The 20,698-nt window shown below is 68.5% G+C and carries 22 protein-coding genes; 8 read left to right on the forward strand and 14 right to left on the reverse strand.

The genetic code is table 11. From position 1 onward, the window contains the following. Positions 1-22: 22 nt before the first annotated feature. Together AC1RRR_RS24560 and AC1RRR_RS24565 are read right to left on the reverse strand one after the other, a co-directional pair. Positions 23-676, reverse strand: coding sequence for a DUF3052 domain-containing protein (locus AC1RRR_RS24560; RefSeq protein ID WP_492817049.1), 654 nt, complete (start codon positions 674-676; stop codon positions 23-25). A gap of 2 nt (positions 677-678) precedes the next feature. Continuing rightward, positions 679-1,476 carry a crotonase/enoyl-CoA hydratase family protein gene (locus AC1RRR_RS24565; RefSeq protein ID WP_492817051.1) on the reverse strand — a complete coding sequence of 266 codons (798 nt, stop codon included), beginning with the start codon at positions 1,474-1,476 and terminating at the stop codon, positions 679-681. Between the two features lie 179 nt (positions 1,477-1,655). On the opposite strand from AC1RRR_RS24565, the gene AC1RRR_RS24570 reads away from it, so the two are divergent. Next, entirely contained in the window at positions 1,656-2,018 is a 363-nt protein-coding gene (locus AC1RRR_RS24570; protein WP_492817053.1) for a response regulator, read from the forward strand. A gap of 52 nt (positions 2,019-2,070) precedes the next feature. Then, the gene (locus AC1RRR_RS24575) at positions 2,071-2,685 is read left to right on the forward strand and encodes a pyridoxamine 5'-phosphate oxidase family protein (protein ID WP_492817055.1); all 615 of its coding nucleotides are present in this window, start codon (positions 2,071-2,073) and stop codon (positions 2,683-2,685) included. A 3-nt stretch (positions 2,686-2,688) separates the two neighbouring features. Here the strand turns inward: AC1RRR_RS24575 and AC1RRR_RS24580 are convergent, their stop codons facing one another. From AC1RRR_RS24580 to fliX, 5 genes are all read right to left on the reverse strand, one after another. Then, positions 2,689-4,278: a M28 family metallopeptidase gene (locus AC1RRR_RS24580; protein ID WP_492817057.1), complete on the reverse strand. Its 1,590-nt coding sequence runs from the start codon at positions 4,276-4,278 to the stop codon at positions 2,689-2,691. A gap of 86 nt (positions 4,279-4,364) precedes the next feature. Continuing rightward, positions 4,365-5,900 (reverse strand): cation:proton antiporter, encoded by a 1,536-nt coding sequence (locus tag AC1RRR_RS24585; RefSeq protein WP_492817059.1) that lies wholly within the window; start codon positions 5,898-5,900, stop codon positions 4,365-4,367. An 18-nt stretch (positions 5,901-5,918) separates the two neighbouring features. Beyond that, the gene (locus AC1RRR_RS24590; RefSeq protein WP_492817061.1) at positions 5,919-7,307 is read right to left on the reverse strand and encodes a glycoside hydrolase family 28 protein; all 1,389 of its coding nucleotides are present in this window, start codon (positions 7,305-7,307) and stop codon (positions 5,919-5,921) included. 120 nt (positions 7,308-7,427) lie between these two features. After that, entirely contained in the window at positions 7,428-7,856 is a 429-nt protein-coding gene (gene dksA, locus AC1RRR_RS24595; RefSeq protein WP_291877972.1) for an RNA polymerase-binding protein DksA, read from the reverse strand. 212 nt (positions 7,857-8,068) lie between these two features. Next, positions 8,069-8,506, reverse strand: a complete 438-nt coding sequence (fliX, locus tag AC1RRR_RS24600) for a flagellar assembly regulator FliX (RefSeq protein ID WP_492817063.1) — start codon at positions 8,504-8,506, stop codon at positions 8,069-8,071. Between the two features lie 219 nt (positions 8,507-8,725). On the opposite strand from fliX, the gene AC1RRR_RS24605 reads away from it, so the two are divergent. From AC1RRR_RS24605 to AC1RRR_RS24615, 3 genes are read left to right on the forward strand one after another with little or no spacing between them, the layout of a single operon-like run. Continuing rightward, a complete protein-coding gene (locus AC1RRR_RS24605) occupies positions 8,726-9,838 on the forward strand; it encodes a flagellar basal body P-ring protein FlgI (RefSeq protein ID WP_492817065.1) in 1,113 nt (370 codons plus the stop codon). After that, positions 9,838-10,221: a rod-binding protein gene (locus AC1RRR_RS24610; protein WP_492817067.1), complete on the forward strand. Its 384-nt coding sequence runs from the start codon at positions 9,838-9,840 to the stop codon at positions 10,219-10,221. Before AC1RRR_RS24605 ends, AC1RRR_RS24610 begins: the two co-directional genes overlap by 1 nt. Positions 10,222-10,224: 3 nt before the next feature. Then, positions 10,225-10,674 (forward strand): flagellar basal body protein, encoded by a 450-nt coding sequence (locus tag AC1RRR_RS24615; RefSeq protein ID WP_492817069.1) that lies wholly within the window; start codon positions 10,225-10,227, stop codon positions 10,672-10,674. Here AC1RRR_RS24615 and AC1RRR_RS24620 read toward each other — a convergent pair. Genes AC1RRR_RS24620 through AC1RRR_RS24635 form a run of 4 tightly spaced genes read right to left on the reverse strand, consistent with a single transcriptional unit; the run spans position 10,671 to position 14,275 of the window. After that, entirely contained in the window at positions 10,671-11,300 is a 630-nt protein-coding gene (locus tag AC1RRR_RS24620; RefSeq protein WP_492817071.1) for a class I SAM-dependent methyltransferase, read from the reverse strand. The two genes, AC1RRR_RS24615 and AC1RRR_RS24620, sit on opposite strands and share 4 nt — an antisense overlap. A gap of 16 nt (positions 11,301-11,316) precedes the next feature. Further along, positions 11,317-12,591, reverse strand: a complete 1,275-nt coding sequence (locus AC1RRR_RS24625) for a DUF3422 domain-containing protein (RefSeq protein WP_492817073.1) — start codon at positions 12,589-12,591, stop codon at positions 11,317-11,319. A gap of 33 nt (positions 12,592-12,624) precedes the next feature. Continuing rightward, on the reverse strand, positions 12,625-14,205 hold the full coding sequence (locus AC1RRR_RS24630) for an ABC-F family ATP-binding cassette domain-containing protein (protein ID WP_492817075.1): 1,581 nt from the start codon (positions 14,203-14,205) through the stop codon (positions 12,625-12,627). Next, complete coding sequence (locus tag AC1RRR_RS24635; RefSeq protein ID WP_454714702.1) at positions 14,162-14,275, reverse strand: hypothetical protein; 114 nt, start codon at positions 14,273-14,275, stop codon at positions 14,162-14,164. The genes AC1RRR_RS24630 and AC1RRR_RS24635 overlap by 44 nt, the downstream gene beginning before the upstream one ends. Before the next feature lie 120 nt (positions 14,276-14,395). Between AC1RRR_RS24635 and AC1RRR_RS24640 the strand changes: the two genes are divergently transcribed. Beyond that, a complete protein-coding gene (locus AC1RRR_RS24640; protein WP_492817077.1) occupies positions 14,396-14,860 on the forward strand; it encodes a DUF1203 domain-containing protein in 465 nt (154 codons plus the stop codon). Positions 14,861-14,870: 10 nt separating this feature from the next. Here AC1RRR_RS24640 and AC1RRR_RS24645 read toward each other — a convergent pair whose 3' ends face one another. Next, positions 14,871-15,035: a hypothetical protein gene (locus AC1RRR_RS24645; protein WP_492817079.1), complete on the reverse strand. Its 165-nt coding sequence runs from the start codon at positions 15,033-15,035 to the stop codon at positions 14,871-14,873. 177 nt (positions 15,036-15,212) lie between these two features. On the opposite strand from AC1RRR_RS24645, the gene AC1RRR_RS24650 reads away from it, so the two are divergent. Continuing rightward, on the forward strand, positions 15,213-15,890 hold the full coding sequence (locus tag AC1RRR_RS24650) for a DUF1223 domain-containing protein (RefSeq protein WP_492817081.1): 678 nt from the start codon (positions 15,213-15,215) through the stop codon (positions 15,888-15,890). Here the strand turns inward: AC1RRR_RS24650 and AC1RRR_RS24655 are convergent. Continuing rightward, positions 15,887-16,543 carry a hypothetical protein gene (locus tag AC1RRR_RS24655; RefSeq protein ID WP_492817083.1) on the reverse strand — a complete coding sequence of 219 codons (657 nt, stop codon included), beginning with the start codon at positions 16,541-16,543 and terminating at the stop codon, positions 15,887-15,889. The genes AC1RRR_RS24650 and AC1RRR_RS24655 overlap by 4 nt on opposite strands. A gap of 232 nt (positions 16,544-16,775) precedes the next feature. Between AC1RRR_RS24655 and uvrA the strand changes: the two genes are divergently transcribed. Beyond that, positions 16,776-19,685 (forward strand): excinuclease ABC subunit UvrA, encoded by a 2,910-nt coding sequence (gene uvrA, locus AC1RRR_RS24660; protein WP_492817085.1) that lies wholly within the window; start codon positions 16,776-16,778, stop codon positions 19,683-19,685. A 39-nt stretch (positions 19,686-19,724) separates the two neighbouring features. Here the strand turns inward: uvrA and AC1RRR_RS24665 are convergent, their stop codons facing one another. Further along, complete coding sequence (locus AC1RRR_RS24665) at positions 19,725-20,642, reverse strand: hypothetical protein (RefSeq protein ID WP_492817087.1); 918 nt, start codon at positions 20,640-20,642, stop codon at positions 19,725-19,727. Positions 20,643-20,698: the final 56 nt, after the last annotated feature.

Below are 20,698 nucleotides of genomic sequence, written 5' to 3' on the forward strand. Positions count from 1 at the left end.
GCAACCGCTCAACCGGAGACGTTTAGTCCTCGTCGTCGAACGGCGCGTCGTCCTCGACCACCGCCGGCTTGGCCTCCGCCTTCGGCGCCTTGCGCTTCACGAACCGCAGCGCGGTGTGGCTCTGCGAGAACGCGCAGACCTTGGTGTCGACGAAGCCCAGGCTGCGCACGGCTTCCAGGATCTCGACATCCTTCAGCGGCGCGCCCTTGCCCTTCTGGGCCACGATCCAGATCGCGCCCTTGGGCCCCAGCGCGCCTTCCCAATCCTCGATGCGGTCGAAGTCGGCCAGGTCCTCGACGCCCAGGAACAGCAGGTCGACGCCCTCCTCGGCCTCGCCCAGCTCGATGCGGGTCTCCAGCTCGGCGATGAACGCCTCGTCCTCGACGCCGTCGACCACCACGGTCATGCCGGGCTTCACCCCCAGCTTGTCCAGGCGCGAGGGTGGGTTCTGGATGGCGTGCAGCCATTTCTCGGCCTGTCCGGGCTCGAGCGTGAAGCGGGTGCCGTCGCTGAGCACCAAATCGTCGTTCTCGACACGCAGGTTGCGCAGCGCATGGCCCTGATAGATGCCGCGCACCGCGCCGCGGAAGATCAGCTTGGGCGGCTCCCACAGCAGCTTGCCCTCGCTCTCGCCGTCGGACAGCTGGCCCCAGACGCCGCTCGCTTCCTTACCCATGCTTACTTGCCTTCGAACTTGGGCTGACGCTTCTCGAGGATCGCGTCGACGCCTTCCATGTGGTCTTCGGTGTGGTGAGCGATGGCCTGGGCGGCCGCGCTCATCTCCATCAGCGTGTCGTAGCTGGCGGTCTGGCCGTGCTTGAGCAGGCTCTTGGCCATGCGCAGGGCGTGCGGCGGCTGCTGGGCGATCCGGGTCGCCAGCGCCATGGCCTCGTCCATCAGCGTCTCGGCCGGCACCGACTTGCTGATCAGACCCCAGTCGGCGGCCTTGGCCGCATCGATGACGTCGCCGGTGAACAGCAGTTCAGCCGCGCGGCTCATGCCCACGGTGCGCGGCATCAGCCAGGCGCCGCCGTCGCCGGGGATCAAACCGAGCTTCAGGAAGGTGACGCCGAACTTGGCGGTGTCGGCGGCGATGCGGATGTCGGTCATGCAGGCCACGTCGCAGCCCAGGCCGATCGCCGCCCCGTTCACCGCCGCGATCGACGGGACCTCCAGGCCGTAGATGGCGCGGACGATGCGGTGGATGTTCTTGCGGTAGCCGTCGCGCACCGCCACGCCGTTGCCGCCGAACGCGCCCTCGCGGGCCTTCATCGCCTTGACGTCGCCGCCGGCCGAGAAGGCCTTGCCCGCGCCGGTCAGGATCACGCAGCGGATGTCCTGGTCGTCGTTGATCGCCTCGCACGCGGCGGCGACCTGATCACCGTCGCCCGGCGCGCCCAGGGCGTTCATCGCCTCGGGCCGGTTCAGGGTCAGGATGGCGATATGACCGCGCTTTTCGGTGAGGATGAGGGACAAAGGGGCGCTCCTGCTGTGCTTCTTTTGATTTTCCCCTTCCATAGACGGGTTTTCCCCCGCCGTGCAGCCTGACGCGACGATACAGCCGGGTCGATCGGGTCGATCACGAAAACGCGATTGGCGCGGCGGCTCGACCCGACATTGAAATGACTTCTGGGACGATGACGAGGCTGCGGCGAATGACCGAGCACGCGAAGGCCCGACACGTGTTGATTATCGAGGATGAAATCCTCGTCGCGTTCGAGGTCGAAGCTCTTCTGGCGGAGATGGGCTTCACGAGTTTCGATATAGCCGACAGCGCCGCTGACGCGCTGCAGCTGGCCATCGCCAATCCGCCTGATCTCATAACAGCCGACTACCGCATCGTGGGCGGCACCGGCCTGGAAGCCGTCGAGGCCATCGAGAGCCGGCTGGGACGCATTCCCGTGGTCTATGTCACCGGCAATGCCGACCAGCTGCGTGGGCGCGTCCAGCCGATCGTCGACAAGCCGATCTCGGCGCGGGTGCTGGCGGAGGCCTGCGCCAGAGCCTCCAACGCCTAGAGGTTGTCCCCTCCCCGCCTTGGGCCTAGAAGCTCAAGCACGGGAGGACGCGATGCACGAGATCACCACCGTCGAAGCGCTCGAGGCGCTGTACCAGCCTCAGCCCGTGCCCGCTTCGACCGTCAAGGTCACCGACCACATCACCCCGCACTATGCCGCCCTGATCGAGGCCTCACCGTTCGTGGCCCTGGCCACGGTGGGTCCCGAGGGCCTGGACTGCAGCCCGCGCGGCGACCTGCCCGGCTTCGTCCGCATAACCGATCCCAAGACCCTGATGCTGCCCGACCGGCGCGGCAACAACCGCATCGACAGCCTGCGCAACATCGTCCGCGACCCGCGCGTGGCGCTGCTGTTCCTGATCCCCGGCTCGGGCACCACCTTCCGCGTCAACGGCCGCGCGGTGCTGAGCACGGATCCGGCCCTGCTGGACAGCTTCGCCGTCGACGGCAAACCGCCGCGCACGGTGATGGTGGTGAGCGTCGAGGAGGCCTACTTCCAGTGCGCCCGCGCCATCGTCCGCTCGGGCCTGTGGAAGGCCGAAAGCCACGTCGACCCGGCCAGCCTGCCCACGCCCGGCGCCATGCTGGCCGCCGTCACCGCTGGCGAGGTCGGCGGCGAGACCTACGACCGCGAATGGCCCGGCCGCGCCGCCAAGACGATGTGGTGAGGCCTACTTCGCCGCCGCGAACCGCTTGAAGAAGCTGGTCGGCAGCCATTCCGGGCGCTTTTCCGTGTCGGCGATCTCGCGGATCATCGTGGCCATGTAGGCGTTGAAGCGCACCGCCGTCGGCAGGTCGAACGGCTGGGACAGGTCGTCCTTGGGGCCGTGATACCGCTCGGCCCGCCACTGGCGATCGGCATTGGCCTCGGGCGAGCCCACCGGGTGGGCTAGGCGTCCGGCCAGAGCGGGAACGCCGGTGCGGATGAAGCTGTATTGATCCGAGCGGACGAAGGCCAACTGGTTCGGGGCCGGGTCGGGCATGACCGCGAAGCCCTGACTGGCGGCGGCGCGGCGGGCCACGGCGCCCAGGGTCGACTCCTCCTCGCCCATCACGATGATGGCGTTGGCCGGCCGCGAGGGCATGAACATGTCCATGTTCACATTGGCCACGATCGCGCCCTTGGGCACGGTCGGCTTCTCGGCGAAGTACTGCGAGCCTAGGAGCCCCTGCTCCTCGGCGGTGACGGCCACGAACAGGATCGAGCGCTTGGGCGCCGCACCGGCCTTGAGCGCCGCGGCCTGCTCCAGCAGCGAGGCGACGCCGCTGGCGTTGTCCATCGCGCCGTTGTTGATCGCGTCGCCGTCGATCGGCGTGCCGACGCCCAGGCCGTCCAGGTGGGCGGCCAGGACGACATATTCCTTGGACAGCACCGGGTCAGAGCCCGGCAGCACCGCCGCCACATTGGGCGACACGGCCTTGGTGGTCTCACGGCTGACGGTCGCACGGACGCTCTGGTTCAGGGCGAAGCCAGGCACGACCTTACCGGCGTCGGCCAGGACCAGCAGCTCCTCCAGGGTGTGGCCCGAGGCGGTGAACAGCTTCCCGGCATGGGCCGGGTTCATGGCGGCGGTGAACAGCTCGCCCTTCACCGGGTTCAAGGCGGGATCGGCCAGCCGCATCGCCGGCTCAACAGCGCGCAGCTTGGAGCGCTCCCACGGGATCTCGACCTGCTTGGGGTTCTGGAGGGTGATCAGGCCGATCGCGCCGGCCTTCTGCAAAGGCTCCCAGCGCTCGCGGGCGGCGTGGGCGCGCAGCGAGCCGGGGACGTTGCCGGGACCGCCGCTCAGCACCACCGCCACCTTGCCGCGCAGGTCGACGCCGGCGAAGTCGTCGTGGCCAGCCTCGGGCATGTGCAGGCCGTAGCCGATGAACACCAGCGGCGCCTCCGGCAGGCTGGCCGGCTGGGCGACGCGGGCGGAGAGCACCAGATCCTCGCCCAGGGCCAGCGGCGCGGCGACCCCGTCCTTGACCAGGGTGACGCTGGATTTGTCGGGGAAGATCCGCTGCACCGCGAACGCCACGGGCTGGAGATAACCGTCGGTCCCGGCGGGCTTCAGGCCCATGGCCGAGAAGCGGCCGGCGACATAGGCGGCGGCGCGGTCGTAGCCAGGCGTGCCGGCCAGGCGGCCTTCCATGTTGTCGTCGGCCAGCACCTTGACGTGCGCCCACCAGCGCTCGGTGGCGGGAAGATCGGCGGCGCAGGCCGAGCCGGCGGCAGCGAGGGCGGCCACCAGGGCCAGGGGCGTGAGCTTGATCATGACCCAACTTTCCAGGCGACCGCTCAAGCTGGCAAGACCCCGTTCGTCGAACAACGCCAGTCGCGCGTCGAGGAGGGTTGTGGGCGCTAACTCTCCTCGATCTGGCGCTCGTCCTCGCGGCTGATCGAGACCTCCTCGAAGTCCAGCTCCTCCTGCAGGATCAGGAAGGCGTCGGCGCCGACCTCGCCGGACAGGCGCAGCTCTTCCAGTCGCAGGCGCTGGCCGTGAATGGCCTTCAGACCGATGGCGCGGCGGGCCTCCAGCGGACCGGTGGCCGGCGGGAAGCCGGTCGGCACGGCGGCGAAGCGATAGCGCCAGTGGTCGACGGCCTCGCCCGTCCGGCCGTCCAGCACCCGCAGGGCCGCGCCGGCCAGATCGCCGCGCAGGCGGACCAGCTCCTCACCCAGGGCGTCCTCGCGATCCAGGCCCATCAGGCGGATCAGCGGCGTCAGGGTCAGGCCCTGGAGGACCAGCGTCGCCAGCACCACGGCGAAGGCGGTCAACACCACCAGGTCGCGCTGCGGGAAGTTGGCCGGCAAGGCGAAGGCTGTCGCCAGCGTCACAAGGCCCCGCATGCCGCACCAGCCAACCAGCACGCCGTGCTTCAAGCTGGGCATGGGATAGCCGCCGCGCAGGCTGTGGAACTGCTGGGCCAGGCGGATATAGACCAGCACCCAGACCATCCGCACGACGATCAGGGTGGCGACCACCAGGGCCGCGAAGACCGCCGCGTCCATCAGCCGGTCGCGATCCATGGCCAGGACGATGGTGCGGGCCTGGAAGCCCATCAGCAGGAAGGCCACCACGTTCAGCAGGAACACCGCCGAGGTCCAGACGGCGAAGCTGTGGATGCGCATGCGCGGCGGCGTGCGCATGGCGGCCGTGCTGGCGACGGTCATGGCGAAGGCCACCAGGCACAGCACCGGCGACACGCCCAGCCGCTCGGCGAGCACCCAGCAGCCGAAAGCGACGACGAACTCCATGACGTTGCCGCCCAGGGTGCCGGTGACGAACGGGCTGAGGAACCGCAGCACCCGCGCCAGCAGCATGCCCAGAATGACCCCACCCGGCGCGGCCAGGCTGAGCTTCACCCCCAGGGCCGGATCGATGCCGCCTTGCGCCTGGAAGGCCAGGGCCGCCGAGAACAGCAGCAGGGCCGAGGCGTCATTCAGCAGGCTCTCGCCCTTCAGCACCGCGATCGAGCCGCGCGGCATGCGCACGCTGCTGAGCACGGCGGTGGCGGCCGCGGCGTCCGGCGGGGCGACGATCGCGCCCAGGGCCACGGCGGCGGCGATCGGCAGGCCGGCCATGGCCACGCCCAGCCAAGCCACGGCCCCGGCGCTGAGCGCCACGGCCACCACGACTAGGGCGAACAACGGCCGCCACAGCTTGCGAATGTCGGCCAGCGGGAAGTCGAAGGCCGCATCCACCAGGGCCGGGGCCAGGAACAGGGCCAGGGCCGTATGCGGCTCGATCGAGATGTTCGGCGCGCCCGGCACCAGCGCCAGGCACACCCCAGCGGCTGCCAGCATGGTCGGATACGGCGCCTTGATGCGCCGCGAGACCTGCAGCAGCAGGACCGCGATGCCCACCAGGGCCAGCAGGCTTTCGAAGAAACTCACGCGGCGCGCTCCGAACGGTCAGGCATCGTATCGGAATCCTTCGACATTCTCGTTGGCGACCGGCGCCTCCAGGCTCTTGCCGACGGCGATCTTCGACAGTCGCACGTCGCGGACCGGCAAGGTGGCCTCGCCCTTGATGCGGCAGACGAACTTGGCCTCCTCGACCCGCACGTCGCGCATCACCAGGCTCTGGATCGGCGTCAGGCGGCGCTCATAGGTCGGGACCAGGTTGCGCCACTGGTAGAGCACGTCGGTGTCGACGCTCAGCACGCCGCCGACGATCTTGGTGGCGCTGACATTCTCGACAACGATGTTGCGGACATAGCCGCCGCGACGCTCGTTGGTCTTCACGAACAGGATGTTGTTGATCGGCACCGCCCAGCCGTCCGCCCCCTTGCCGTCGCCGGTGAAGTGGCAGTTCTGGACGAAGACGTTCTCGATCCCGGCCGACAGCTCGCTGCCGATCGCCATCAGCTGGTGGCCGTTCAGGACCTTGCAGTCGCGCATGACGATGTTGCGCGAGGGTGTGCCCAGTCGCCAGGCGTCCTGGTCGCGGCCCGACTTCACCGAGACGGCGTCGTCGCCCTGGTCGAAGACGCAGTCCTCGATCAGCACGTTCTGGCTCATCTCCGGATCGACGCCGTCGTTGTTGTGGCCGTGGGCGCGGATCTTCACGCGGCGGATGACCACGTCGGTGCAGAGGAACGGGTGCAGCACCCAGAAGGGGCTGTCCTCGATGCTGATGTCCTCGACCAGCACGTGGCGGCAGCGGTTGAACTGGATGAACTGCGGGCGAAGATTGGCCTCCCCCGCCGTCATCTGGCGCTCGCTGACCGGCTCGCCCTTGGCGCTGGCGTGGTAGAGCTTCACCAGCGCGTCCATGTGCGGCTTTGGCCGGGCGTACCAGACCTTCCAGACGTCCAGCTTGGCCTTCAGCTTGCCGGGCCCGGTGATCGCCACGTTCTCGCAGTCATAGGCGTAGACCAGCGGCGAATAGTTCCAGCACTCCAGCCCCTCCCAGGTGGTCAGGACCGGCGGCAGGTAGTCGGTGGGTTTTTCGGAGAACAGCAGGGTCGCGCCTTTGACCAGGTGCAGGGCGACGTTGCTCTTCAGATGGATCTTGCCGGTCGGCCAGGTCCCCTCGGGCACGACCACCACGCCGGAGCCCGCCGCGTTGGCGGCGGCAATAGCCTGAGCAATGGCCTGGCTGGTCTTGCCCTGGTCGCCCTGATCGGCGCCGAAGTCGGTGATCAGAAACCGACGGCTCTTCGAGAAGTCCGGCACGCCGATGCTGGGCATGTCGAACGGCGCGGCCGGACGGATCAGCTTGCGCGGCGCAGCGGCGGCGATCGCCGGCGTCAACAAGGCCAGACCCGCAATGCCCCGTCGCGTCAGCTGCGCCATCATCGATCTCTCCGACTCTTTCCGTCAGGACAACCGATCGGCGGCCAATTACCAAGACAAAAGCGGCCCCGGAGTTTCCCCCGAGGCCGCTCGAAAACACAACAGTCCCCCTGCCGGGCCGCTTTAGTCGTCGCGGTGGACGCGTTCGCGGCGCTCGTGCCGTTCCTGGGCTTCGACGCTCATGGTCGCCGTAGGGCGAGCATCCAGTCGAGCCAGGCCGATGGGCTCGCCCGTCTCCTCGCAATAGCCGTAGGAGCCATCCTCGACTCGGCGCAGGGCCTGGTCGATCTTGGAGATCAGCTTCCGTTGACGATCGCGGGTACGGAGCTCAAGAGCCCGGTCGGTTTCCGAGGACGCGCGATCAGCCAGATCGGCGTGGTTCTCGGTTTCTTTCTGGAGATGAGTGACCGTTTCGCGAGATTCGCGAAGGATCTCTTCTTTCCATGCCAGCAGCTTTTGCTTGAAATACTCAAGCTGCCGTTCGTTCATAAAAGGCTCGTCCTCGGAAGGACGATAACCAGACTTCTCAACAAGAACAGTGGCCGTTTGCATCAACGCCTCACGCCCCAATGAACTCAGCCCTTAAGGGCTGCGTGCTTATAGCAAAAGGTGAGCCGCGTTCAATGAACCTCGCGTGAGCGGCGCGTTCATGGCGCGCCCCTCGCTCGCGAAGGCCATTTCCACGGCGCGGACAGGTATAAAACGCGCGAGAAAGCCAAGCGTGGCAGGGAAAAACCGCTTTCAGGTTCCCCGCCTCGCTCATTTCAGTGGCCCCGGCTCTGCAGCTTGGCCAGCTCGACGGCGGCGCGCGTCTCGATCTCGTTGAGGATCCCCTCGAGTTTGGGATCATCGGTGTTCTCGCGCTGCTCGCGAATGGCGCGGGTCAGGCGGTCCAGGGTGCTGGGCGTGATGTCGCCGTCGATCAGGGCGATACGGACCTCACCCAGGATGTCCAGGATCTGGTCGGCGCGGCGGACGGCGCGCTTCTTGCGCTCCAGAGGGCTGCCGACGGCGCCCATCTCCTGCAGCGCCAGCAAGGCGTCGACCGAGCCGACGCCGGTCAGGCCGCCCACGGACGTGGCGCCAACGGCGCCGGCGGGGGCTGCGCTCACGGACGGAAGGCTAAAGCCCGTCGATCCGCCGGCGGGCTTGGCCCGCGACGCGCCAGTCGACGAGACGCCCCCCGTGCTGGAAACCTTCATCCGACCGCTCCAAAAGCTCTCATGCGCGAGTCACTTTTCTCATCGCACGAAACATAGTGCGTCCGCGCGCTTGAAGTATGGTTAATGCCGGGCAGATTCTGCCGCCGGGCGCCGGGCGGACCACCGCCAAATCCGGAATCCCTTGAGTCATAAGGCCTTCAAAGTGGCCCGCTTCTGGCAAGAGGCGGCGCGGGGATCTTCCCCCGCTACGGAATTGCCATGTCGCGTTCATTCTTTCGCACCGTCCTGACCGCCCTCGCCGTCGCCTCGGCCTTCGTCGCCGCGCCGGCGATCGGCAAGTCGCGCATCAAGGACATCGTCGCCTTCGAGGGCGTTCGCGAGAACCAGCTGATCGGCTACGGCATCGTCGTGGGCCTGAACGGCTCGGGCGACAGCCTGCGCAACGCGCCGATGACCAAGCAGAGCCTGGAGGCGATGCTGGAACGTCAGGGCGTCAATGTCCGCGACGGCAACCTGAACACCAAGAACACCGCCGCCGTCATGGTCACGGCCAACCTGCCGCCGTTCTCGGCCGCCGGGTCCAAGCTGGACGTCACCGTCTCGACGCTGGGCGACGCCAAGAGCCTCTTGGGCGGCACCCTGCTGGTCACCAGCCTGCAAGGCGCGGACGGCCAGACCTATGCGGTGGCCCAAGGTTCGGTGCAGACCGGCGCCATCGCGGCCGGCGGCGCCTCGGGCAGCTCGGTCACCAAGGGCGTGCCGACCGCGGGTCGGATCGCCGGCGGCGGCGTCATCGAGCGCGAGACCGGCTTCCAGATGGTCAACATGGACATCATGCGCCTGACGCTGCGCAATCCGGACTTCACCACCGCCCGCCGCATCGCCGACGCCATCAACGCCAAGTTCCCCGGCTGCGCCCAGGCCCAGAACCCGACCATCATCGCCACCCGCGCGCCCGCCAACACGGACATGATCACCTTCATGACCAACATCGAGAACCTGGAAGTCGAGCCCGACGGCCCGGCCAAGGTGGTGATCGACGAAGTGGCCGGCGTGATCGTCATGGGCGACGACGTCCGCATCAGCCAGGTGGCCATCGCCCAAGGCAACCTGACCATCTCGGTCCAGGAAAGCCCCGCCGTCAGCCAGCCGGCCCCGTTCAGCCAAGGCCAGACCGCCGTCGTCCCGCAGTCGACCGTCAATGTCGACGAGGAGAAGGGCAAGAAGCTGGTCACCCTGGGCGGCTCGCCGTCGCTGAAGGGCTTGGTCGGCGGCCTGAACGCCCTGGGCGTCACGCCCCGTGACATGATCTCGATCCTGCAGGCCGTGAAGGCCGCGGGCGCCCTGCAAGCCGACATCGAGGTGATGTGATGAGCGCCTTCGACACGATCTCGACCTTCGTCCCGCAGTTCGGCGCGGCCGCCGCCACGGTGAAGACGGCCGCCAAGGCGGTGCAGACGGCCGGCGCGGCGGTTAAAGGCGCGGTTGAAGATACGACCAAGGACACCGCTGCCCGCAAGAAGATCGCCGACACGGCCAAGACCTTCGAGGCCTCGTTCCTGTCGGTGATGATGCAGCAGATGTTCGAGGGCGTGAAAACCTCGGAGCCCTTCGGCGGCGGCAACGGCGAAGAGATGTTCAAGTCGATGATGACGGACGCGATGTCCAAGGAAGTCACCAAGGCCGGCGGCGTCGGCCTCTCCTCCGTCATTCAGCGCGAGATGCTGAAGATGCAGGGCCTGAAGGAGCACTAAGCCATGGCCATCGCCGCCATCGACGCCGACGATCGCGTCCATCAGCTGACCCTGCTGACCGAACGCCTGACCGACCTGATCGCCAAGGAGGCCACGGCCTTCGAGAACCACCGCCCGCACGAGGCGGCGCAGTACGTCGAGGAGACGGCCAAGCTGGCCAATGTCTATCGGCACGAGTCGATGCGCGTTCGGCACAGCCCTGCCCTGGTCGAGGCCGCCAAGCCCGAGCTGCGCCAGCGCCTGCTGCGCGCCACCGAGGCCTTCGACGCCGTCCTGGCCCGTCAGGCCCGCGCCGTGAACGCCGCCAAGACCGTGACCGAGGGCCTGGTCCACGCCGTCGCCTCGGAAATCGCCAGCCAGCGCGCCGCCCCGGCCACCACCTATGGCTCCGGCGGCATGGTCAATGATCGCCCGGCCATGGGCTCGGCGATCACGCTGAACCGCAAGGCTTAGATCAGCTTGAAGACGGCGGCGGCCCTGGCCGCTCCGTCCGGATCCCCGAAGTCCGCCACCGGATACTCCGCCACCACCGCCAGCCGCTCGGTCGGCAAGGACGCGCGGAACGGGTCGCCGATCAGCACCACGATCCCGGCCGCCATGCAGCGCCGCAGGAACACTTCGGCCCGCGTCGCCAGGTCCTGGTCGTAGAAGAGATCGCCCACCACCATCAGGTCGACGTCCGGCGGATCGCCGTCCAGCAGGTCGGCCTGCTCGATCACGATCGTTACGCCATTGGCGGCGGCGTTCAGGCGCGCGGCCGTGACTGCATAGGGATCGACATCGACCGCCCTCACCTCGCCCGCACCGGCCAAGGCGGCAGCGATGGCGACCAGGCCCGAGCCCGCGCCAAGGTCCAGCACGCACTTTCCAGCGACGGCCTCCGGATGATCGAGCACGTGCCGCGCCAGGGCGAGGCCCCCGCCCCACGGCCGCGCCCAGTACGGTGAGCCGAATTCTGGATCGGCGTCGGCCAGGCGCATCAGGCCACTGCTCGGCCCCGCCCGGTGCAGACGGATCTCCGGCACGCCGGGCACGGGTTCGAGCGGCAGGCGCTGCTGGATGAAAGCGTCCAAGTTCACCGGCGGACTTAAGCCCCTAGTGCGCCCCGTCGATCAACCGCTTCTTGCGCCGGTGCAGGCTGGCGGCGACGGCGATCAGCACCAGCGGGACCAGGGCCGACATCAGGTGTTCGGCCAGGCCGTGCAGCCAGGGCTTCAGCAGATAGCCGAGCAAGCCCAGCACATAGTAGCCGACCGCGAAGATCGACAGCCCCTCGACCAGGCCCTGCAGCTTGGTCTGCAGTTGCAGGCTGGCGTCCATGCCGCGCAGGGTTTCCTGGTTCTGGCGATCTTGAGCCAACCCCAGCTTGGTGCGCAGCAGGTCGCCGCTGCGGGCGATGCGCAAGGACAGGTCGTCCAGCCGCCGATCGGCCGCTTCCCGTGTCCGCATGGCGGGCAGAAGGCGCCGGGCGATGAACTCGCTCATGGTCGAGTGGCCGGGCACGCGGCGCTCGCGCAGGGCCTCCAGCCGATCCAGGGTCAGGCGGTGATAGGACTCGGTGGCCCCGCGACGGAAGCGGCTCTTGGCCGCCCGCAGCTCGACCTCGGCCGACAGCGCCAGCAGGTGGTCGAGGACGCTCTGGCTGTCCTCGCCGGCGGCCAGGCCGCTGGTGATCGCCGCCAGCCGCGCCTCGGCCCCGTCCAGCCAGGCCAGCAGCTCGCGCGCCGGCGGGAAGCCGATCAGGGCCAGTTTCCTGTAGTTGCCGATCTCCAGCAGGGTCTGCACCAGCCGCGAGACCTCGTCATGGGCCAGGCTGACATTGCGCACATGGATGCGGCCCGTGCCGCCCTCGCGCAGCCGGAAGTCGGTCCAGATCCGCGCCGCTCCGTCGAACACCTCGCACGAGACGCAGCGGGCCAGATCGATGTGGCCGCCCAGGTCGTTTTCGGAAGGCGGCTGCGCGCCGGGGGCCGAGACCGAGATCTCGACGCCCCGGAATACCTGGCCCGGCGCGCCGTCCAGCCAGAAGGCGCCGGGCTGGGGCTGGAAGCCCAGGTCGTGTCCCAACGGTCCGTAAGCGAACCAGGTCCAGGTCGAGAACTCCTGGTGACGCTCCCACAGCCAGCCGCCGTCTTCGCCTTCGACGACCACACGGCCCAGTGCGGGGTCCTGCCCCGGAGCGAACAGGGAAACGAAACCCGCCTCCGCCGCGCGGTCTTCAGGCTCGACCAGATAGACCCACTGGCGCAGGCGGACCGGCGCGCGGTCCAGCGGCAGAGCCCGCAGGTGCATCAGTTCGCTCAATGTCACCCGAAGCGGGTGGTCCCGACCGCCGTCCATTTCTGTCCTCGCCCTGCGTTGCCGGGTCATCGGATCGCGCCCAATGTTACCGGTCACATAGACTTAGCCGAGGGTGATCCTCCGTTCAATGCCGATCGCCTCCAGGAAGTCGGCGTCGTGGCTGACGACCAGCAGCGCCCCGTCATAGCCCGACAGCGCCGCCTCGACGGCCTCGATCGAGGCCAGGTCCAGGTGGTTGGTCGGCTCGTCCAGGATCAGCAGCTGCGGCGGCGCGGCCGCACACAGCACGCAGGCCAGCGCCGCCCGCAGGCGCTCGCCGCCGCTCAGGGTTCCGGCGACCTGATGCGCGGCGGTGTTGCGGAACAGGAACCGGGCCAAGGCCGCATGGGCGTCGTTCTGGGTCGCGGCCGGGTTCAAGCGGCGGAAGTTCTCCAGGATGGTCTGGTCGTCGGCCAGCAGCGCCGCTCGCTGGTCCAATAGAGCGACGGGAACGGACAGCTTTACCGCCCCCGAAGTCGGCAAGAGGTCGCCGGTCGCCAGGCGGATCAGAGTCGTCTTGCCCGTCCCGTTCGGCCCCGACACCGCCACCCGCTCGGGTCCGGCGAGGCGGAACGACAGGTCCTGGATCACCGGCGTCCCCTCCGGCCAGACGAAGCTGACATCGTCGAAGCTCAACACCGTCCGCCCGTCCGGCAGGCCCGACGACGGCAGGTCGAAGCCCAGGGTCCGGGCGCGCTCGACGCGGGCCTCGGCCGCAGCCTTGGCTTCCGCCGCCTGGCCCGCCAGCTTTTCGGCCAGCTTGCCTTCACGCGCGCCGCTCATCTCGGCCCGCTCGGCCATCATGCCCAAGACGATCTTGGGCGTGCCGCCGCGGTCGGCGAAGCGCTTGCCGGCGGCGTCGCGGCGGTCCTTGCGCTCGCGGGCCACCTGGGCCTCGCGGGCGACGCGGCGGACTTCCTTCTCGGCGTGGTCCAGGTCGCGCTGGGCCGCCTGCGCCTCCTCGGCCTTGCGCTCGGCATAGAGGTCCCAGCCACCGCCGTGCGAACGCGCGCCCAGGGACGACAGCTCGACGATCCGGTCCATGCCGCGCAGCAAGGACCGGTCGTGGCTGACCACCACCGCCCCGCCCTTCCAGCGGGCCAGCACCTTGGCGACGATCCCGCGCGCCTCGGCGTCCAGGTTGTTGGTCGGCTCGTCCAGCAGCAGCACGTCGGGCCGCGCGATCAGCAGCCGCGCCAGCCCCGCCCGCGTCGCCTGCCCGCCCGACAGCGCCGCCGCCGGTCGCTCGACGTCGAGGCCCGAGAGGCCCACGTCGGCCAACGCCTGGTCCAGCCGCGCCGGCAGCTCCCAGTCGGCCTCGGAGAGGTCGGTCTCGTCGCCCTCCCCGCGCTCGATACGCGACAGGCGATCCCAGTCGGGGCCGACGCCCAACAGGTCAACCAGCCGCGCCTCGCCGGAGACATCTGGCGTCTGGTCCAGCGTCGCGACCACGCCCGTCCGCGCGACGGTCCCGGCCAGCGGTGGACGCGCGCCCGCAATCAGCGCCAGCAAGGTCGACTTGCCCGCGCCGTTGCGCCCGACGAGGCCGATACGCTCGGCCCCGATGGACAGGTTCAGATTTTCGAAAAGCAGCCGGCCATCAGGCGTGGCGGCGGAAACGGCATCCAGAGTGACGAAGGACATGCGAACCCACGGTCAGGGAAACGGGAAGGACGAAGCGGTCTTCCGTCTTGCTGATCATGGTTGCCTCCATCGGTTGGGAGCGCGGCTTCTACGCCCGTGAACGCGGTTCGGCAAGCAGAGCCGGACCGCAAGGATCGGGTGTCGCGTCCAGGCGGTCAGCGCGAGAACCACCTCAACAGAGGAGTTCCCCATGGCCTACGCCGTCACCAGCCTGCCCGCCGAACCGTTCGCCCCGCTCTTCGCGATGGACGAGGCGACCCTGGCCGCCCACGGCGCCCGCCGCGTGATCGCCGACGTGGCGCGGGGGTTTCCCTGCCGCGTCAGCCTGGACGACGCCGAGCCGGGCGAGACCCTGATCCTGGTCAATTACGAGCACCAGCCGGCCCCGACGCCGTTCCGCGCCAGCCACGCCATCTTCGTGCGCGAGCATGTCGAACCGGTCGCGACGATCAACGAAATGCCGCCCGCCCTGCGCCGCCGCCTGCTGGCGCTGCGAGCCTTCGACGCCGACGGCATGATGCTGGCCGCCGACATCGTCGAGGGCGCTCAGGCCGACAGCCTGATCGCGAAACTGTTCGAGGATGAGAAGATCGCCTACCTGCACGCCCACTACGCCAAGTGGGGCTGCTACGCGGCGAGAATAGATCGCGCCTAGGCCAGAACCCTTAGGTCGGCGCCATGTTGCGCAGGACCCAGACCAGCGAGCCGATGCCGCCGCAGAACACCATCATGTCGATGACGATCGAACGCGGCTTGGGTCCCTTCAGGGCGTCAAACGCGTCCTGCTTGGCTTCCTGCTTGCCGCTTTCGGCGGCGGCCTTCTTGGCCATGGCTCGGTCCTTCTGACGTCGAGCCCCCGCCCGACCGTGGCGGTTTAATCATGCGTGGACTGAAGAACCCGCTTCCAAACAGGGTTTAGGGAATCCGAACAGCCAAGGTCGGTCCGCCTGTAACCTTGGCCTCGGCCGTTTCGTATTCACCTCCAGTACTCATTCCGGAGGTTTCCCATGAAGCCCTTGCTGGCCGCCCTCGCCCTGCTGTCCGCCACGCCAGCAGCAGCCGTGGATCGCCCCGTCGTCATCGAGCTGTTCCAGAGCCAGGGCTGCTGGTCCTGCCCGCCGGCCAACGCCAATCTCAACGCCATCGCCGGTCGCCCGGACGTCCTGGCCCTGAGCTTCGGCGTCACCTACTGGGACCAGCTGGGCTGGAAGGACACCTTCGCCACCAAGGCCTATACCGACCGGCAGCGCGCCTATGCCAAGGCGCTGGACGTCCAGCTGGGTACGCCCGAGATGGTGATCGAGGGCCGCGACAGCGTGGTCGGCGCCGACGCCCGCGAGGTGGACGCCGCCCTGCGCCGCGCCCGTCCCGCCAGCGAGACCCGCATCGCCAGCGCTTCGGGCCGCATCCAGATCGCCGCCGGCCGCGCGCCCGCTCGTCCCGCCGACGTCTGGCTGGTGCGCTACGATCCGCGTGTCCAGCAGGTGTCGATCCGGCGCGGCGAGAACGGCGGCAAGACCCTGCCCCACCGCGACATCGTCCGCCAGCTGACCCGCCTGGGCGGCTGGAGCGGCGCGTCGGTCAGCTTCGCCGCGACGCCCTCGGCCGATCCGGCCTATCGCACGGCGGTGCTGGTCCAGGCCCCGAACGGCGGTCCGATCCTGGCGGCGGCGCGACTGGACTAGAAGCAGCCGCGCTCGCGGAGGCTGGGCGGCGGGCTGCCGGTCGCGACATTGCGCTCGGCGAAGCCCGGCGTGCGGCCCCGGCGGTAGTCGCGGCAGCGCTGCCGGCGTTGCTCGTCGTAACGCGGCGGCGGCTTCGGCTCCGGGACCTCCCACTTCCGCTCGTCGATCGGGCCGATGAAGGTGGGCGACGGGCGCTTTTCGGGCCGCTTGCCCCAGGCGTCGTAGCAGGCCTCCTTCTCCTCGGGCGTCATGTGTTCGCTGGTCTGGCCGAGACAGGCGCGCTTGGCCCGGCCCGTGCCCAAGCCGCCCTCGAGCAGCCGCCAGCGGTCGACGATCCTGGGGTCGACCTTCCACTCGTGATCCAAGGGCGGCGCAGGCGGCGCTTCGGGCGCGGCGACGGCCGACGGCGCCTCGCCTTCCGGGGCGGAGGGTTGAGCTTGCGTCGTCGGCGCCGCCGATCGCGCTCCAGCCGCCGCCGGGCGCCGAGGCGATGCCCGCTTCTCCGGCCTCTCCAGGTCCAGGACGATCACCCGCGGCTCTTCCAGCAGCGGCGGCGGTTCCTCGATCAGCACCAGCGCGCCCAGGATCAGGCCGTTGACCAGCACCCCGCCCGCCGTGGCGAGCCATCGCCTGGTCCACACGCCCCGCCGCATCCCCCGCCACCTCTAGTTAAGCTGGGGACGGACGACGCGCGCCAATGGCGCCGCTTTCGAGGCGCTCGCATGGCCCTGCGGCGCCATCGCTGCTGACAGTGGCTGTCAGCAGAAACGGCCCCTCGCGTGCGCGACATTTGTTCACACCTTGTTCTTGTGTTAATTCGCGCGTCGAGCCCTACATATAGCCGCTGCGCTGCGACCAATGTCGCGGCCCAACGTTCCGGAAAACATGGCTGAGCAACTGAACTTCATCCGCGTTCGCGGCGCCCGTGAGCACAATCTGAAGAACGTCAGCGTCGACATCCCACGCGGCGAGCTGGTCGTGCTGACCGGCCTGTCGGGATCGGGCAAGTCGTCCCTGGCCTTCGACACGATCTATGCCGAGGGCCAGCGCCGCTACGTGGAAAGCCTGTCGGCCTATGCCCGTCAGTTCCTGGAACTGATGAGCAAGCCCGACGTCGACCTGATCGAAGGCCTGTCGCCCGCGATCTCGATCGAGCAGAAGACCACGTCGCGCAACCCGCGCTCGACTGTCGGCACGGTGACCGAGATCCACGACTACATGCGCCTGCTGTGGGCGCGCGTCGGGGTGCCGTACTCGCCCGCCACCGGCCTGCCGATCGAAAGCCAGACCATCAGCCAGATGGTCGACAAGATCACCGCCCTCCCCGAAGGCACGCGTCTCTACCTGCTGGCCCCCGTCGTGCGCGACCGCAAGGGCGAGTACCGCAAGGAGATCGCCGAGTGGCAGAAGGCCGGCTTCCAGCGGCTGAAGATCGACGGCGAATACTATCCGATCGAGGACGCCCCGGCGCTCGACAAGAAGTTCAAGCACGACATCGACGTGGTCGTGGACCGCGTGGTGACCAAGCCCGACATGGAGCAGCGCCTGGCCGACTCCATCGAACAGGCCCTGCGCCTGGCCGATGGCCTGGCGGTCGCTGAATTCGCGAACATCGAGGAAGGCGAGAAGGAGCCGAAGCGCATCCTGTTCTCGGAACGCTTCGCCTGCCCGGTCAGCGGCTTCACCATCGCCGAGATCGAGCCGCGCCTGTTCTCGTTCAACAATCCGGCGGGCGCCTGCCCGGTCTGCGACGGCCTGGGCGCCAAGCTGGCCTTCGACGCCGACCTGGTGATCCCCGACAAGGACAAGAGCCTGCACAAGGGCGCCGTCGCCCCGTGGGCCAAGGGTCCCTCGCCGCTCTACACCCAGACCCTGCAGGCTCTGGCGCGCCACTACGGCTTCTCGATGGACGAGCCCTGGTACAAGCTGTCGGCCGACGCGCGTGACGTGGTGCTGCAAGGTTCCAAGGGAACCAAGATCAAGTTCACCTACGACGACAATGCGCGGAAGTACGAGGTCGAGAAGCCCTTCGAAGGCGTGCTGCCGAACCTGGAGCGCCGCTGGCGCGAGACGGACAGCTCGTGGGTGCGTGAAGAGCTGGGCCGCTACCAGTCCGACACCCCGTGCGAGACCTGCCACGGCAAGCGCCTGAAGCCGGAAGCCCTGGCCGTCAAGATCGACGCCATGGACATCGCCGAGGTCTCGATGCTGGCCATTCGTCCGGCCCGCGACTGGTTCGCCAGCCTGGAAGGCAAGCTCTCCGACAAGAAGATGGAGATCGCCCGGCGGATCCTGAAGGAGATCAATGATCGCCTGCGGTTCCTGGTCGATGTCGGCCTCGACTACCTGAACCTGTCGCGCGGCTCGGGCACCCTGTCGGGCGGCGAGAGCCAGCGCATCCGCCTGGCCAGCCAGATCGGCAGCGGCCTGACCGGCGTGCTGTACGTGCTGGACGAGCCGTCGATCGGCCTGCACCAGCGCGACAACACCCGCCTGCTGACCTCGCTGCAGGGCCTGCGGGACCTGGGCAATTCGGTGCTGGTGGTCGAGCACGACGAGGAGGCCATCCTCACCGCCGACTACGTGATCGACATGGGTCCGGCCGCCGGCGTCCATGGCGGCGAGATCGTCGCCGAGGGCAAGCCGGCCGATATCATGGCCAACCCCAAGAGCGTCACCGGCATGTACCTGACCGGCGCGCGCGAGATCGAGGTGCCCGAACAGCGCCGTCCGATCAGCAAGAAGAAGATGCTGCGGGTCATCGGCGCCACCGGCAACAACCTCAAGAACGTCACGGCCGAGATCCCGGTCGGAACCTTCACCTGCATCACCGGCGTGTCGGGCGGCGGCAAGTCGACCTTCACGATCGAGACGCTGTACAAGGCCGCCGCGCGCCGCCTGAACAACGCCAGCGACGCCCCTGCCCCGCACGAGCGGATCGAGGGCCTGGAGCAGTTTGACAAGGTCATCGACATCGACCAGAGCCCGATCGGCCGCACCCCGCGCTCGAACCCGGCGACCTATACCGGCGCCTTCGGTCCGATCCGCGACTGGTTCGCCGGCCTGCCGGAGAGCAAGGCGCGTGGCTACGGCCCGGGTCGCTTCAGCTTCAACGTCAAGGGCGGCCGCTGCGAGGCCTGTCAGGGCGACGGCGTCATCAAGATCGAGATGCACTTCCTGCCGGACGTCTACGTCACCTGCGATATCTGCAAGGGCAAGCGCTACAACCGCGAGACCCTGGACGTGCTGTTCAAGGGCAAGACGATCGCCGACGTCCTGGACATGACCGTCGAGGAGGCCGCCGACTTCTTCAAGGCCGTGCCGCCGATCCGCGACAAGATGGAGACCCTCAAGCGCGTGGGCCTCAGCTACATCAAGGTCGGCCAGCAGGCCACGACCCTGTCGGGCGGCGAGGCGCAGCGGGTGAAGCTGTCCAAGGAGCTGTCGCGCCGGGCCACTGGCCGGACGCTGTACATCCTGGACGAGCCGACCACCGGCCTCCACTTCGAGGACACCAAGAAGCTGCTCGAGGTGCTGCATGAGCTGGCCGACCAGGGCAACACCGTGGTGGTCATCGAGCATAACCTGGATGTGGTGAAGACCGCCGACTGGCTGATCGACTTCGGCCCCGAGGGCGGCGACGGCGGCGGCGAAATCGTCGCTACCGGCTCGCCCCAGGACGTGGCCAAGGTCGAGGCCAGCTGGACCGGTCGTTACCTCAAGGAGCTGCTGGACCGCCACGAGGAGCGCCGCAAGGCGCGGGTCGCGGAATTGAAGAAGGCCAAGCGGGCTTAAAGAAGAAGGCCCCGGAGAGTGATCTCCGGGGCCTTTCTCTTACCAGCCGCCGTTGCCGCTGTCGGTAGACACCCCGCTCTCGCGTTCCTTGAGCTCGCGGTAGATGCTCGGCGCCGGGCCGAACACGATCAGGGTGGTCAGCACCGAGATCAGTCCCGAGAACAGCGCCTGGACGATGCCGGCGGGCGTGAAATAGGCCTGCAGCGAGCTGGTGTCGGCGCGCATCATCTTGCCGGTGGCGGCAAAATCGCCCGAGGCGATCAGGCCGACGGCCGAGACGATCGTCCAGATCAGCAGCACCACGATCACGCTCATCACCCCCGCCAGCAGATAGGCGCCCAGCAGCGGCCAGAAGAGGCCCTCGGTCTTGGGCATGGCGCGAAACAGGATGACCTTGCCCGTATCGAAGGTGACCGACGAGGCGAACGACAGGCGCACGGCCAGCCAGACCATGGCGCAGAACGAACCGACCACGCACAGCAGGCCCAGGAACGCGCCGGTCGGGCCGCCCAGCGCGCTCAGGAAGCCGCCCAGGCCCGAGCCCAGGAACAGCACGCCGATTAGCACCAGGCAGAGCAGCAGCCACACGGCGGCCTGGCGCAGCTCGGCCGCGCCGATGCGCAGGTAAGCGAAGCGGTTGTCGTCATGACGCAGCACCACGCGGTTCAAGGTGGCGAAGATGATGCCGTTCAGCAGCAGGCTGTAGGGCAGCGACCACAGCGCCAGCGGCGCCAGGTTCGACATCAGGCGGGCCATCTCGCTGAGGTCCGGCGTGTTGTTCTCGGAGGTGTAGCTGATGAAGGCTTCCAGCTGCGGGCCGAAGAACATGATCGCCAGCACGTTGGAGACGATCGACAGCACCGTCATGGCGCCCGCCCAGATCCCGACGGTCTTCAGGTTCTCCCGCACCAGGCGGAAACCGGAGAAGGCCGCGTCGGAGGCGGAGAACTTTGACATATCGGGCTCTTGAGGCTGGCGTGCAGAGCGACAGCCCTAACAAGGTTCGCGCGCCT

The organism is Caulobacter sp. GW821-FHT12D05 (assembly GCF_058807295.1).

What these genes read in the sequence shown, in the direction of transcription:
- AC1RRR_RS24560 (WP_492817049.1), bottom strand. Translation starts at nt 676, where the DNA reads ATGGGTAAGGAAGCGAGCGGCGTCTGGGGCCAGCTGTCCGACGGCGAG.
- AC1RRR_RS24570 (WP_492817053.1), top strand. Translation starts at nt 1,656, where the DNA reads ATGACCGAGCACGCGAAGGCCCGACACGTGTTGATTATCGAGGATGAA.
- AC1RRR_RS24575 (WP_492817055.1), top strand. Translation starts at nt 2,071, where the DNA reads ATGCACGAGATCACCACCGTCGAAGCGCTCGAGGCGCTGTACCAGCCT.
- AC1RRR_RS24580 (WP_492817057.1), bottom strand. Translation starts at nt 4,278, where the DNA reads ATGATCAAGCTCACGCCCCTGGCCCTGGTGGCCGCCCTCGCTGCCGCC.
- AC1RRR_RS24590 (WP_492817061.1), bottom strand. Translation starts at nt 7,307, where the DNA reads ATGATGGCGCAGCTGACGCGACGGGGCATTGCGGGTCTGGCCTTGTTG.
- dksA (WP_291877972.1), bottom strand. Translation starts at nt 7,856, where the DNA reads ATGCAAACGGCCACTGTTCTTGTTGAGAAGTCTGGTTATCGTCCTTCC.
- fliX (WP_492817063.1), bottom strand. Translation starts at nt 8,506, where the DNA reads ATGAAGGTTTCCAGCACGGGGGGCGTCTCGTCGACTGGCGCGTCGCGG.
- AC1RRR_RS24605 (WP_492817065.1), top strand. Translation starts at nt 8,726, where the DNA reads ATGTCGCGTTCATTCTTTCGCACCGTCCTGACCGCCCTCGCCGTCGCC.
- AC1RRR_RS24610 (WP_492817067.1), top strand. Translation starts at nt 9,838, where the DNA reads ATGAGCGCCTTCGACACGATCTCGACCTTCGTCCCGCAGTTCGGCGCG.
- AC1RRR_RS24615 (WP_492817069.1), top strand. Translation starts at nt 10,225, where the DNA reads ATGGCCATCGCCGCCATCGACGCCGACGATCGCGTCCATCAGCTGACC.
- AC1RRR_RS24625 (WP_492817073.1), bottom strand. Translation starts at nt 12,591, where the DNA reads ATGACCCGGCAACGCAGGGCGAGGACAGAAATGGACGGCGGTCGGGAC.
- AC1RRR_RS24630 (WP_492817075.1), bottom strand. Translation starts at nt 14,205, where the DNA reads ATGTCCTTCGTCACTCTGGATGCCGTTTCCGCCGCCACGCCTGATGGC.
- AC1RRR_RS24635 (WP_454714702.1), bottom strand. Translation starts at nt 14,275, where the DNA reads ATGGAGGCAACCATGATCAGCAAGACGGAAGACCGCTTCGTCCTTCCC.
- AC1RRR_RS24640 (WP_492817077.1), top strand. Translation starts at nt 14,396, where the DNA reads ATGGCCTACGCCGTCACCAGCCTGCCCGCCGAACCGTTCGCCCCGCTC.
- AC1RRR_RS24645 (WP_492817079.1), bottom strand. Translation starts at nt 15,035, where the DNA reads ATGGCCAAGAAGGCCGCCGCCGAAAGCGGCAAGCAGGAAGCCAAGCAG.
- AC1RRR_RS24650 (WP_492817081.1), top strand. Translation starts at nt 15,213, where the DNA reads ATGAAGCCCTTGCTGGCCGCCCTCGCCCTGCTGTCCGCCACGCCAGCA.
- AC1RRR_RS24655 (WP_492817083.1), bottom strand. Translation starts at nt 16,543, where the DNA reads ATGCGGCGGGGCGTGTGGACCAGGCGATGGCTCGCCACGGCGGGCGGG.
- uvrA (WP_492817085.1), top strand. Translation starts at nt 16,776, where the DNA reads ATGGCTGAGCAACTGAACTTCATCCGCGTTCGCGGCGCCCGTGAGCAC.
- AC1RRR_RS24665 (WP_492817087.1), bottom strand. Translation starts at nt 20,642, where the DNA reads ATGTCAAAGTTCTCCGCCTCCGACGCGGCCTTCTCCGGTTTCCGCCTG.